Below are 14245 nucleotides of genomic sequence, written 5' to 3' on the forward strand. Positions count from 1 at the left end.
TGCCCACTGCTTCCAATAAAGCCCCTTTTCAAAATCACGGCTCTTATGAGTGTAAATGTAGCAACTTCGAATAGGGAGTTGTTTGCTGGGAGAACCTGTATCAGGAGAAATGGAAATAGTGCGTTTCCAAACTCAGCACAAAGCCCCCAAAATTCTCTTTTGTCCAATTATTGGAGCCAATGTCTCCACGTGAGCTCAAATAAAGAAATTAGCGCGCCACAACATGAGCCGGCTTCAACGATTCACGCCAATATGAGGAGCTGTGTGGGATGCAGATATTGTATGATGGCGATTGATTGCCTCCAAATCTGGGGCAATCAATCGCCAAAGTTGCAACCCTTGCAGAAAAGAATCGCAAAGACCCCTGGGCTTTTCAAAGGCGTTAAAGCTTTATTTTTTGTTGATTTCGGAAAATATATACGCGTAAAGGGGCTAGTTCGAGCGTATATATCTGCTGAAACAAAAGAATTTTGTCGAAAATTTGTCGAAATCTCAGAAAACCTTCCAAAATAATAAAAAAAAAGGTATCTTACACTGCGCGAATTCTAATCCTATGTGGTCGTATTGTGGCCGTTAACAATTTTTGTGGTGTGGTGGGACGTTTGAAATGAGACTCAGAAAGCTTATAGCAACTGCAGCTGTTGCCACGTTGGCCTTAAGTGGTGCGGCATCTGCTCTGACTGTAAAGATGAGAGGACCGGCTGCGGGCGCCTATGAATACTTGGGGGTCGAAGCAGATGGACTCGTTTCCTACAGTAGCGTTGCTGCAGGCGCGTTTGCTCTCAAAGACAGAACACCCGCTCCGAACAATGTGTTTGGAAATTTTGTTGCGTTTTGCTTGGATTTGGCATCTTACGCTCCTTACGGACGATACAATCACTACAGCGTGACCAATACTCCGTTTGAAAATCTAAACCTGATTGCAAACGGTGCGATACACCGCGTCCAATCCCTGTTCGACGCCGTATACACTTCCCAGCTCGCGACTGACGATACGAAAACATCGGCCGCAATTCAGGTCGCGCTTTGGAATATCATTTATGACGATGACAACACTGTTGATGCCGGCTCCTTCACAGCTTGGGGGAATTCAAACGTGGTTGAACTGGCAAACCAGTATCTAGCGGCTGCAAGTGCTTATGCCGGAGACAAAAAATGGGATCTGAGCTTCTTGGAAAATAAGAACTACCACCACCGTCAGAATTTGGTTACGGCATCTCCGGTTCCAATTCCTGCGGCGGGCTTAATGCTACTGGGGGCATTGGGAGGGTTGACCCTTCTGCGCCGGCGCCGCCAGATGGCATGAGTTAAAGTAAAGTTCGCTTTTCGAAGGGTCGCCTTTGGCGGCCCTTTTGATATTACGGCCTCAACCCTGCGCATCACCACTGCTCAGGATTCCGCTCAACACATCAATGTAACTATTTTTCATTAGACGTCTTCCAAAATTGCTCTACCCTGGGCTGTGGAATTAAAGTCTGAACAGATAGAGAGGATGTTGTTATGGGGATTCTCATACTAGCCGTTTTAACGGGTAGTATAGTAGCTGTGGCAACTCTGATTTCCGGGTACGGCATAGTAACTGCTCTGGCAATGTATGTCTTAGCCGGATTGTCTAGTATTCTGTTTATTGCCCTTCCGTTTCTGGGGTTGTGTGCATTACGCAAGCGATACCTTATGAGCAAGAAGCCCGGCAAAATGGGCGTAAATCCCCTACCCCCTGTTCATGGTGGCTTTGAGGGATCGCCCCCACAAGCGCGCTGAAGCAAACCTCACAATCTGGCAGCAGGCGCTGAAATGGGGTCTGCGACACGCGGTTGCCCACTCAGGAGTGGCTTACGACCAATATCCATCTACTCGACAATTCGACCGGATTGCCTAATTTACCCAAGATAGTGTCGGGAAATCAACTGATCTGCTAGGTTTCGAACGATTTTCAGTGGCAAGCCACCTAATCAGGTTGGGCTGCCGGTTATTCTCATGCGCAAATCACTCAAGATACGAACCGCCATCGACCGATTTCTAGTCCACCTGCGCAACTTGATCGACCCGCACTTCATTCAATAAACCCAATGTGCTTGAATAACTGCCACGCAATATGACAGGGTTTTAGAAAAATTCCCCGGCCTCACCGAGAACATATATATCCACCTATGTTTGCGCCAATTGTCAACAAGGCTTACGCAATAGATCTATACCGGGTTAGTTTTTGACCAAAATCAGAGTGTAAATTCAAAGTCAAGCTGCACATCATATTTTCTGTTTGCAAACAAATGGTTTTTGGCGGCAAAATTCTCCTGCCTTGACTGCGCTGTCTGCCCACGGCGTTCGCGACTGCGAAACTGTACAAATAAGTGGACGTTTAGAAAAATTTAAAATGTGTAATACTTCTATATCCAAGAGTACCAATAATCAGGGCCGAAACTCGTGAAGACAATCCTTCATATAACCGCCGACTACCCCGATCAGTACTCTAATAAGAAAACTCAGGCGATCCAAAACCTTTTGCGTAATACAAAAGGCTTCCAACATCTGATTTATTCCATTAATCGCCAATCCGGAGTTGGTGGCGTGCAATCAGTTGATCGAAGAAACAACGTCATTACAGTTTGCTACCGAGCGCCACCCTTTGGCATATTCTTGGAAACTTTCCTCTCTAAATTGGCGGATTGGATAACGGCCGACCTTCGCAACACCAATGCAAACGTCCATATACTTCACGCCCATAAACTCTCGATTGAGGGGCTGGTGGCACAACGCGTCTCAAAGGTACTAGGTGGGGTACCTTTCATTTGCACAATTCGTGGAAACACGGACCAGAAATACCTTCGTGCCAAGTTGGACAAGCGTGGAACCTACCGGAGGCTGGTTAGAGATGCCAGACTACTACTTCCGGTTACACCATGGATCGAACGCTACGTTGATCAAACTCTAGAAACAGAAAATATTGAAAAACTGCTTCTGCCAACTATCAGCCAGAGCACCAACCTTATTCCTCCACAACGCGGCAATGGCCGACTGGTGACCGTATTCAATCTCAGTGGATGGCGTCTCAAGGGAATCCCCAATCTTCTTACAACAGTTGCTAATCTCAAAAGCACCGGAACAATTGTGCAACTTGATATTGTTGGAGGCGGCGAACCCCATCACATTCAGGCCATTCAAAAGCGAATAAAGAAGCACGATCTGGCAGACCAAGTACGCCTAACAGGTGCCATAGCTCATACTGAAATTCAGACCAGATTGAATGAATACACCGGGTTTTTATTGCCAACTCTGAGAGAGACTTTCGGGATGGTCTACCTAGAGGCACTGACAGCCGGATTGCCTATTCTCTATTCGCAGGAGCGGGGCGTGGATGGGTTCTTTGATGGTCGGGAAATCGGTGTTCGCTGCGACCCCAAATCTGTTCCAAGCCTTGAGGCAGCCTTACGACAGATGGTTGAAAACGAAGAGCCTATGAAGGCTGAGCTGGCGAAGTGTCAAACTGAAGGCTACTTTCGGCGTTTTGAAGCTGAGCAAGTATGCAAATCTTACTCAGACGCGCTGCACTCAATCCTCGAAAACGAGCATGCAAAAATAGCGTAGCATAAGTTAATATTTCTGAGAGCGGATTTTGGTGCCACTAATGAGTACAGCAGTCGATTTCCCAAGTTGCCCCGCCTCTTACAAAAGCGGAAAACGGCGACACCCAACCCGCATCTTAGATAGGTTTTGACGCTTGAATTGCAATGTGGCGAGCTGGGAACAGCGTTGGAATAAAAAGAAAAACATTGTCAGCCATTGCACGACTGTGCACAACTTGGGAGAGGTAAACCACTAAATCTTTATTGTAACGATCATATTTGTGCGGCTATGTATCGAACGAAAATTCAAGTATTTGAAGAACTCCCTCCGCTGGCCTGGCTTGTCGGGTTCGATGGTGATACTGTCACGGCCTGTTTGGGCCCAAGCGTTGAGGCCCAACAATACCATACAAGGTTACATGTATTTGAAGGTGCCTGGGACGGGCCGTTCCCTCAGTTCGACTATGCTAGTGCGGAAAACTTCTTTGGAAGCGGTTTTACCTGCACTGATAGACAGATTCATTTCTCGACACCAACGCATACGTTGGACAGAATCTATTTCGCTCGGCACGCAGGGAGTATGATGGCTTCCAATTCATTGGCCTATCTATGCAATCGATCCGGTTTGCGTCTTCGGCCAGGCACTGGAATTTCTGCCAGACATGCGTCTGTGATAAAAGGTATAAACGACTTTGATCAGGTCATTTATGAGGATGAAGAAACGCGCTTAGAGCAATTGGCATATAGTAACGCATCTTTAGATCTAAAATCCCAGAACCTGGAATTTCATCGCAAACACCAACCTTCAAAGTTCTCATCCTTTCACGAGTATCAAACATACCTCTCAGACACTTACGACAAGATTCTTAAAAACGCCGCAGACCAGGACCGCAAGCGTAAGTATCACGCATTAACAACGATATCCTCCGGATACGATTCAACTGCGTGTGCCGCAATTGCGGCGCCGCTGGGATGCAAGTCGTCAATCACCATTAGCTCCTCTCGTGATGGAGAGTCAGATTCCGGTGCCGAGATTGCAGAACGGCTCGGAATTTCATGCAAAGTTCTGCCTCGCGCGTTGCCCACAAATCTAAATGGATTTACCGAAGCCGAATTTGTCGCGAGCGGATGTGGTGGAGACTCTGTTCTTGCCGGTTTCTCGGAACACTTGCCAGGTACAGTCTTAAGCACAGGCTTCAACGGTGGTAGAATCTGGAGTCTCGACCATACACCAAGCGATGATATAAAACGCGGGGATGCAAGTGGGTCGGGCCTGACTGAATTCAGATTGAAGAACGATTTTATTCATGCGCCCGTACCGTTTATTGCGGGAACACGCCATGAAGACCTATTAAAAATAGCACACAGCCCGGAAATGTCCGCATATCGAGTTGGTGGGAAATATGACAGACCGGTTCCACGCCGTCTTGTAGAAGATGCCGGAATTCCTCGGTCAATGTTTGGTCAAAAGAAACGTGCAATCCTCTTCTTGCTCAGCAGTCAGGAACGCGCGTTGTCACCAAAAATTCGTCAAGAAGCCTATTCAATAATCTCTAATCGCGCTGGAAAAATACGCAGTTTTCAGGAGAAACTTCATGAACTGCCACGACAGCTCAATGCCGCTGTCTGGAAAGTAGGATTTCATCTGTCCACTACTAATCTTTCCGTTCCCTATAAGTTCGGCAAAGCCATTTGCCTGCTCACGTCGCGGATTGATCAAAAATACGAACACGTTCTTCCCTTCAACATGCTAAACGACGCTATCTTCATATTTTCTCTGGAAAAAACGTCAGAGCGCTACGCATTCGGCGAAGCCCAAACAAAAACCAAATAAAAAGCTAGACACGCAATGCACAACACTTTCCCCAGGAAAACTAGGCTTTGCCTTTTTGGCTCATCTCCAGATACTGCAAATCTTGGCGTATCAGCTTTATTCCTGTCTGTAATGCATGCCATTGCGACCCGACACCCGGATGCACATGTTACGGTTTTTGACTATGGCTCTGGACCGCGTACCGACACGATCAATTTTGACAGTAAGCCTTTTCGATTTATTCGCTGCGGCGCAAATTTATCGCGCCGTTACTATCGCCGGGACAGTTTGCTCAACATGCGCCTGAGTGCAACTTTGGGAGGGATAGGAAACCCCGGTTTGCGCGCAATTTCACAAGCTGATGCCGTTCTAGATATTAGTGGAGGTGATAGCTTTGCGGATATTTATGGCAGTAAAAGATTCAACGCCATAACCCAAACCAAGAAGCTGGTTTTAAATCAGAACACGCCCTTGATCCTACTGCCACAGACCTATGGCCCATTCGACACCCCAAGAGCACACCGTATCGCTGGCGAAATTGTGCGCCGCTGCGGCATGGCATGGGCGCGGGACGCACGAAGCTTTGAAACGCTGAAAGATCTGTTGGGGGCCGATCTAGATCCCGCGCGACACGACACTGGCGTCGACGTCGCCTTTGCCCTACCAAGCAGAAAACCTGCGGATTTGCCCAAGAAATTGGTAAGTTGGATAGCTTACGAAAGATCGCGGCCTTTGATCGGGATTAATGTTAGTGGCCTGATCTATAATCAAGGTGTAGAGGGTTCGCGACAATTCGGGTTCAAGGGTGATTATCGCGATATCGTTCACCGCATTCTGTCTCGGCTGCTTACCGAAACGGATGCTAATATTGTCTTGATCCCACATGTGCTGGCTGCCAAAGGGCATTTTGAATCCGATCCAGACGCCTGCCGAAGTGCAGCAGCAGCTTTGGCCAATAACGAGCGACTCTTTGTCCTTGATCAGCATTACGATGCGATGGAAATGAAATGGGTCATCTCACAACTGGATTTCTTTTGCGGAACGCGAATGCACTCGACAATTGCCGGCTTATCTTCGGGGAAACCGACGGCCGCGATCGCATACAGCAAAAAAACGCTCGGTGTTTTCGAGACCTGCGGCCAGGGCCGTCACGTTGTTGATCCGCGTCACGCTTCTCCCGAAAAATGCATCGATGGGGTTTTAACCTCCTGGAACAGCAGGGCTGAGGCCTCTACAACTCTCGCAGAGCGTCTGCCAGACGTTAAAAACAAAGCTGAATATCAGATGGACCGGATCTTTGATTATATCGCTGATCAGAACCCCGGATCAACGTAACGTCCGGAGGCGGAGACATGACAAATCGCGCCATTTGGACAGGCCGTGAACCCGGGCAGATTAGCCCAAATGGGGGGGACTGGCATTGGGCCGTTGGCAATGTGATTGGGCCAGGCGGCGCCACCCTGATTGATGACCAGATCGGGCTCTATCTGACGACGAGGCGCAATCAACTTTCCAGCGCCGCCTTAGAGCTCAACGGATGTTTTTCAGCTGTTCTGAACGACTCAGAAAAAACGCATATCGTCACTGATCGCTATGGAACCCGACCAGTTTATCTGGCCCTGAACAAATATGGCCAATACGCGGTTGCGGATGATCCATGGCGGATCATCCCGCATTTGCCAAACGAACCGCAAATTGATCCTGTGGCTTTGGTAGATCTGCTGCACACCGGGTATGTCACCGGAAACCGAACACTTATCTCTGGCCTCACCACTGCGGCGCCGGGGGCAATAACCACCCTTGAAGGCACAAGTCTCCTAACCCGGCGTTATTGGGTTTACGGGTATGACCCCGAACCAATGACCGAACAGGACGCTTCGGATGAACTGGCCAGTGTATTGACCAGCGCCACCCGACACGCAGCCTTGCTACTGAACCGCAAAATGGTGAAGCCGGTTTTGACGCTATCAGGCGGCCTGGACAGCCGACTTCTGGTGACGCTGTTTTCTCAAGAACCTAAAATGCCACCAGTTTCTGCTATTGCATATGGTTCCGAGACAGATTCCGAGGTGCGGGTCGCTTCAAAGGTCGCTGAGGCCCTGCATTGCAGTTTCAGGATCGCTCCGATCAATCATGACTATTTCAACTCAGATTTTCTTGAACAATCTGTGCGCGAAGTCGGTATGACGACCCGCTTTACTTGCGGCACTGGCGCCCGCCATCTTCAAGGGTCTAAGGACGAAGCCTTTGTACCGGGACATACTGGGGATTTCATCTCGGGTGGGCATTTGCCACCACATACCGGGCTGGTCCGCAACCATGCCGAGCTGATCCGATTCCTTGACCTCAGGCATTTCAGATATCCATTTTCTGATCATCTATTGCGCAAAGTCCTTACTATTGACCCTAGCAGCCGATTTGACAGCCTTGCCCAGACTACAGCTGATTTTGATGATCAGCAGGACATGTTCGGGTTAATTGACCGCTGGAATGTTGAGAACCGCCAACGGCGGCTAATCCTAATGGAACTACGTGCATATGAACTAAATGCTCCGTGGATACTCCCATTTTATGACAATGCACTGGTGGACTTCTTCGCTAGAGTCCCGCATCATCTGCGCGTTGGGCAACGACTTTATGTGCGGGCTGCTCTGGAACATGTCTTTAAAATGGAAGCCGAACCGCTCAGTGAAATCCGACGGGTAGGCAAGCCTTTACAAATCGACTTTGATGCCCATGAGCGTATATTAGCATTTCAGAGAATACCCGCTGCATTGCGGATGCCCATTTTGCGCGCATGGCCAGTCGCCCGCGGATTACAAGCATGGCTGCGTCGGAAACCAATCACAACAATGGGTCCAGATCCGATTCTGCATTGGTTCAGAACTAATCCGAACGTTAGAACCTTTTTCCGAGAACGTATGCGTTCCATCTCACTTGATGCAATTGATACTGATCGCATGTTGAGTCTCGTTGAAAACAGCGTGGTGTCCGAGGAGTTTTTTCATCGTTTCATAACCTCGGCTATTACCGCACAAGAAACAATCTCTGTTGCCGGGCGTCTTTGGAACCAAAATAGATCTACTTCTCCGACCCTTTCATTCGCACAGCGCAAGCAGCTCTGAAAGAAACGCTGATCATTCCACCAAGAATATCTTCTTCTGTTGATATTGGTCTAAGTACTAATCTCAGTAACTTCCAATCAAAAGAGGAGCTTTGTGAAATTATTTTATGGCAGTTGCGGTGACTTCAGGATGAGTGGTTGGATTGCACTAGGTATTGCCCACTTGATATATCTCTGAATAGTTTCAATGAAACAGGATGAGTACGTATCAACTTCGGTATCGTCCCGGAAATGTATTGGGGCAAATTTGGTAGCCACCTTGGGACGGCGGATATCGTTGTCTGTAACGTGGCGATTGCAGCGAAATAAGAGATTGAACTAAAAATACTGAAATTGAAAATTCCCCTAAGAGTTTCGCTCATGCCCTCAGGTGAAAGGGCCGAGGCAATTTTTCCGGATGGTATATAATATGGACATGAAAAATACGATTGAAGACGGGCTATTAGCGGCCCTTAATGGCCAGACAGCCAAAGTCGGAATTGTTGGGCTTGGATATGTTGGTCTGCCCCTGGCGGTAACAGCTGCACTGCGCGGCTTTTCCGTAACCGGCTTCGACATCGACCATGAAAAAATCACGCGATTGAATTCCAAAAGCAGCTATATCGCAGCGGTAACGGATGAAATGCTGACTGAAGCCTCGGAAGCGAAAAAAGTCTCTTGGACAACAGATTTCAAGCGTCTTTCCGACTGCAATGTCATCGTTATTTGCGTGCCAACACCTTTGACTCGCCACCGCGAACCGAATTTGACCTTTGTCGAAGCAACGGGTGAAGTCATTGCCGAGTACATGCGATCGGGTACACTCGTCGTCCTTGAATCCACGACTTTTCCGGGAACAACAAAGGATATTTTGACGCCGATTCTTGAGTCATGTAGCCTACGGTCCGAGAAGGACTTTTGGGTTGCCTTCAGTCCGGAACGCGAAGACCCAGGCAACAAGACATATCGCACCCATTCCATTCCAAAGATTGTCGGGGGGGATTCCGAGTCCGCACGGCGTCTAGCAGAGGCTTTTTACAACAAGGTCGTCGAAAAGGTCGTACCGGTCTCTTCTACAAGTACAGCGGAAGCTGTGAAAATCACCGAGAACATATTCCGCGCAGTCAACATCGCGCTCGTGAACGAATTGAAAATGATCTACGACGCGATGGGGATCGACGTCTGGGAGGTGATCAATGGTGCTGCAACTAAACCGTTCGGATTCATGCCTTTCTATCCCGGTCCTGGTCTTGGCGGTCACTGTATCCCGATCGACCCATTTTACCTGACTTGGAAAGCCCGCGAATACGGACACGCCACTCGCTTCATTGAACTGGCGGGCGAAATTAACGTGAACATGCCGCATTACGTCATCGCAAAACTACGTGAAGTATTGGATCGTCAATTCGGAAAAGGCCTTTCGAAATCTCGGGTTCTCCTGGTGGGTATCAGCTACAAAAAGAATGTCCCGGATATGCGGGAAAGCCCTTCGGTAGTTCTGATGGATATGCTGCTGGACAATGGAGCCGAAGTCGATTTCGTTGATCCGCATGTCGGTAGCATTCCACGTATGCGCGAGTTTCTGCACCTGCTAGATCGCAAGGCTATTCACCTTCATGACGTCGAAGCCGCTGACTATGATATCATCCTGATTTCGACAGACCACGATGCGATTGACTATGAAAAGCTCATCCGCTTGGGACTTCCTATCGTCGACACCCGCAATGCAATTGCATCACGTGAACTACCAACAAAATTGGTGACAAGAGCCTGAAGAAATCTTCAGCCCAACCAATCTGCCCGCAACCTAGGTCTTATTTGTTCACTGGGGTCAATCGCCACTCAACTACCGGTGGCAAGATTTGACTGCAAACAGTGAGATACAACGCTCAATGATCCCATGCTACGAACAGGGTGCTTATGTTCGGGTGGCACGCTGTTCGATCACCGATTTTAGACTCTGTATGTCGTAAAGTGTTTCCAGTTCACCTCCTGAAAATTTAAAGCCAAAACGATCCTCAATTGCAAAAATGAGAACAATATGCATGGCTGAGTCCCACTGATCAATGTCTTCGGCAGTTGTCTCGTTGCTCAACTCAAGTGTCGGGCTCGCAAGAATATCACGGAAAACAAAAGTTAGTTCTTGGTGGATATCCATCAGGTTGCCTTTTTTTGGTCCGCGTATTCGACAGTAATAGGTTGAATACTAGTGAAACTTGACGGGGTGGCATCAAATAATCCTTCTTCCAAAGCTCGTGCTGCAGTGAAGCCCAGTCGAGGATACAGATCGGCGACCATACCATTGCGGTCAGTCGGAATGTAAATGCCTCGAATGTGTTGCACGCCACGCCGTGCGGCGATTTGGGCAATCTCATACGCGATGACGTCTTCAAGCCCCCTGCCGATGACCCGGCAACTCATCAGAAAAGTGTCGATCTCCAACATCTCGTCCACGACAGATCCCAGAGCAAGAGCCACAAGACCATGATCTGTAAAACGATCCTTCAGCCTTACCCAGAAATGCCAATTCGACGGCTTCTCCACAAAACTCTCGACGCCGGCCCTGTTGCGCCGCCGGGTTGTGACGTTGAACTGGTTCGTTTTGTTAATTAGCTGAACAACACGCCTCATATTCAAGTCATCCACAGCTCCGATCTGAGCAACCATTTCGAGGCTGCGTTGGTAATCCTCCAAAGATCCAGAACTTGCTTTTAGTTCCTTTGCCTGCGCTCTGGCGCGATATTGCATGCCGCGCTGCGCCTCTGCATCCGTGAAACTTCCTTGTTCGAAATAGGGATAAGCTTCTAACACTGAACGATAAAGCGTCGGGTCGTCAGGGAAGATTGGAACATCCACCTGCGGTACGTGTCGACGCACTTCCTCCCGCTCGTAAGGGTTGTCATCGAAGAATGTCAGGCTCTCAAGACCGAGATCCAGACTTTCGGAAATTTTGCGGATATTTTCGGATTTCGGTTGCCAGTTGGCAACAAATAGGGCGATATCCTTTAGGCTCAGAACCATCTCAGGATGACGCTCGAAAGGTTCACGCGCAACATCAATGTCGTTCTTCGAGCAGACCGCCAGAACGATACCCGAATTGGCCAAATTCTTGATTTCCCGCTGGAAATCTACAAAAGCTTCACCCTTGGCGCCTTCACCCAGTTGGATCCCCGTCAATCCGTCATCACCAATCACGCCGCCCCAGAGCAAGTTGTCCAGATCCAGCACTAAGCAGCGGCGTGACATCCCCATTCGGGCACCAATGACAACTGCGGTTTGATGAGCAAGCTGGCAAAGCGCCGTTGGTGCATATGGGATTTTTGCCAGATACCACGATCGTTCGTCAAACCATTCTGCCTTTCCATTCCGCGCGGCTAACTGGTCAGCGTCAACAAAAGCAACATCTGCGGCATTCGCGGCATTCGCGAGCGCTGAATTCAGGTGTACCGCTTGGGTCAATCTGGAGCCCCCAAAGCCTGCCGCGAAATTTCCTAAGGGGCTCCCTAACCTCAACGTAAAGCCAACTTGAACGATCGATGCGTGAGAGTGTGCTCTTATGCTCTCCCACACGTTTGTCCAACGAGCCAATTCTTCATCAATTGGCTGAAATTCGGTGTTGGTTTTTTCGGCTAGGCCGAGCGCACGCTCATCCGGAAGCAGTATGACAAAGTCGGGCTCTTGCTGAAAAAGCCCCGAACCGGGCTCTATCGTTTCATTAAAATACTGGCCGTACTCGGCTTCCCAGATTTCAATCTGCATACCGCAGCGCGCGGCCGCTAATTTCAGAAGCGGCCCGAATGTCCGGGTGGTCCAAGTTGAAACTATCGCGACCCGGATTCCACGGCGCTTAGCGGGGATCACCTCGCTTGGGCATTTCTGCATGATGGCCGCTGCGCTGGCCCATTCGGAATACCCTGCGTTCCCATCAACTACGCGCGTACACCAATCAGCGGCCATCGCAGCATCATCAGCAGCCATAGCAGCCCGCGCCAGTTTTACAATCAACTGGGCAGCGGGTTGTTCAGATTCTGCAGCGGCCTTCTGATAAAATTCAAGCGCGGCGGCGGCGTCACTGGCCGTCATTGCTTCATCTCCGCAATTTACAAAACTAATAATACTGCTACTCATATTGCACCAAAAGCTCTTCAGCCCAGCCTCTCCGACCCCTGTACACCAGTGGGTCGTGGAATAACCCGCGGCAATGGAACCATCACAATTGAATTGTCAGGAATATCCGCAATCACCACTGTGTTCGGCCCAATGGCGACATCGCTACCGATACTCACGGGGCCAATAATCGTTGCATTGGCCCCGACTTCCACGCGATTTCCCAACATTGGCGCAACACGCTGGTTGTCGCCTGAGCGGGCAACGCGAGAAATGCCGATACTAACGCCTTGCCGGATCATGCAATCATCACCAATCACCGCTTCGGGATGGACGACGATCGAGTTCTGGTGCGCAACCCTCAGGCGCCGCCCGATTATGGCAGTGCTCGGCAATTCGATTCCGTATACATTGCGCACAAATACATACATTATCCTATACATAAAGCTAAGTAGTATCCTGAACCATCGCGGAGAAATACCCTGACGCCAAACACCAAAACGATAAACAGCCATCGCCTGAAAACCTGGGCGAAAGATGGAATTGTCGTTGACCTTTTTATCCTCCCGAATGTAATCGTACAGTTCCCTGAGGTCACAAATTTGGGTGGCTGCAGCAGTTTCAGGGCCGATGTGCTTTAGCTGGTTTGTCATGTCGCACTCATTGGATATTTTATTGCTTCGTCGAAGGTAAAATGCCACTGATCACGCTCGACGTGATTTTGATTAATTTACCTGGTGCACGTCGAATGCGACGAATATGATATCGTGATTTTTGTTGTAAGATATCAATCCTCTGTGACGCATTCGGGTGTGACAATGCGTTGGTAGTGAAGCTCAGCACTGGTTTCCCGGATATTTCTGCAATATGATTTCCCAAGCCAGAGTTACTTTCAACAAACAACTGTTTGCCACTCTGAAGATAAGTTTCGGCTTTGAACGCCGCATGGCGGCGATCTTTTTCACGAGCTTCAAGAGTTGGATAATCCATCATCACCAGCTTCTGGTAGCGGACTCCATGTCGCTCTAACCAATCTTCGGTTTCCTTACGGTATTTCTCCAGCCTGCAAGTGACCAGCCAACCGATTTCATGCACCGGCAAAAACAGCGGCTTGGCATTGTGCAAAAAGTCGCGATAGCGCTGCCCGTCATCGTCTTGTCCTTCAGTCGGGTCCGCGCAGAGGATGCCATCAATGTCGACACAAAACGAGGTGACACCAGGCGAATGCATGCATGACCATTGAAAGATCATCGGACGCGGCACAACTTCCAGTACGATATCCGCCTTATGCGGGTTCTCCGGGAAGCTATAGACCGACAGAAACAGAACCCGGTCAGCTAGCCCAGCTTGCTCGATCTTGCTTCGGGCTTTGTCCATTTCAGACCCTTGCGAGATACAATCATCCACAACAAGAATGCGACGTGCTGACCCTATCGGGTCGGTGCCATTCCCCCGCAGCGGTCGTTTGCCGGTGCTCAGCATTCTCCCCCCCAGTAGCCCCTGAAGGTCGGTAACCGGTTTATTAAGGTACAATGAGAACAGCATGGCGGCCAGTAAACCGCTGCGGGGAATTCCTACAATGAGGTCAATATCTTCAGGAACTTCACGCAGGCCATGCAAAATGGCACGGTTCATATCTTCGTTTGTCCTGAAATACAT

At 49.2% G+C, this 14245-nt stretch carries 10 protein-coding genes; 6 read left to right on the forward strand and 4 right to left on the reverse strand.

Annotated elements, in window-relative coordinates:
• Nucleotides 1-607 precede the first annotated feature (607 nt).
• The 6 genes from DK510_RS22405 (at nt 608) to DK510_RS22430 (ending at nt 10253) form a co-directional block, all read left to right on the forward strand.
• A complete protein-coding gene (locus DK510_RS22405; RefSeq protein WP_109314007.1) occupies nt 608-1306 on the forward strand; it encodes a VPLPA-CTERM sorting domain-containing protein in 699 nt (232 codons plus the stop codon).
• Nucleotides 1307-2424: 1118 nt separating this feature from the next.
• Nucleotides 2425-3585: a glycosyltransferase gene (locus tag DK510_RS22410; protein ID WP_109314008.1), complete on the forward strand. Its 1161-nt coding sequence runs from the start codon at nt 2425-2427 to the stop codon at nt 3583-3585.
• A gap of 267 nt (nt 3586-3852) precedes the next feature.
• Nucleotides 3853-5397, forward strand: coding sequence for a hypothetical protein (locus tag DK510_RS22415; protein ID WP_109314009.1), 1545 nt, complete (start codon nt 3853-3855; stop codon nt 5395-5397).
• Between the two features lie 15 nt (nt 5398-5412).
• Entirely contained in the window at nt 5413-6711 is a 1299-nt protein-coding gene (locus DK510_RS22420) for a polysaccharide pyruvyl transferase family protein (protein ID WP_109314010.1), read from the forward strand.
• Nucleotides 6712-6728: 17 nt separating this feature from the next.
• A complete protein-coding gene (locus DK510_RS22425) occupies nt 6729-8501 on the forward strand; it encodes an asparagine synthetase B family protein (RefSeq protein WP_109314011.1) in 1773 nt (590 codons plus the stop codon).
• Nucleotides 8502-8915: 414 nt separating this feature from the next.
• Nucleotides 8916-10253, forward strand: coding sequence for a nucleotide sugar dehydrogenase (locus DK510_RS22430; RefSeq protein WP_234999213.1), 1338 nt, complete (start codon nt 8916-8918; stop codon nt 10251-10253).
• Between the two features lie 144 nt (nt 10254-10397).
• On the opposite strand, the gene DK510_RS22435 is transcribed toward DK510_RS22430, so the two are convergent.
• The 4 genes from DK510_RS22435 to DK510_RS22450 form a co-directional block, all read right to left on the reverse strand.
• Complete coding sequence (locus tag DK510_RS22435) at nt 10398-10637, reverse strand: acyl carrier protein (protein ID WP_109314013.1); 240 nt, start codon at nt 10635-10637, stop codon at nt 10398-10400.
• Nucleotides 10637-12562, reverse strand: coding sequence for an HAD family hydrolase (locus DK510_RS22440; protein ID WP_160116593.1), 1926 nt, complete (start codon nt 12560-12562; stop codon nt 10637-10639). Before DK510_RS22440 ends, DK510_RS22435 begins: the two co-directional genes overlap by 1 nt.
• Before the next feature lie 62 nt (nt 12563-12624).
• A complete protein-coding gene (locus DK510_RS22445; RefSeq protein WP_109314015.1) occupies nt 12625-13239 on the reverse strand; it encodes a serine O-acetyltransferase in 615 nt (204 codons plus the stop codon).
• 19 nt (nt 13240-13258) lie between these two features.
• Nucleotides 13259-14221 carry a phosphoribosyltransferase gene (locus DK510_RS22450; RefSeq protein ID WP_160116594.1) on the reverse strand — a complete coding sequence of 321 codons (963 nt, stop codon included), beginning with the start codon at nt 14219-14221 and terminating at the stop codon, nt 13259-13261.
• Between the last annotated feature and the right edge of the window lie 24 nt (nt 14222-14245).

The organism is Ruegeria sp. AU67, assembly GCF_900312795.1.
GTDB lineage: Bacteria > Pseudomonadota > Alphaproteobacteria > Rhodobacterales > Rhodobacteraceae > Ruegeria > Ruegeria atlantica.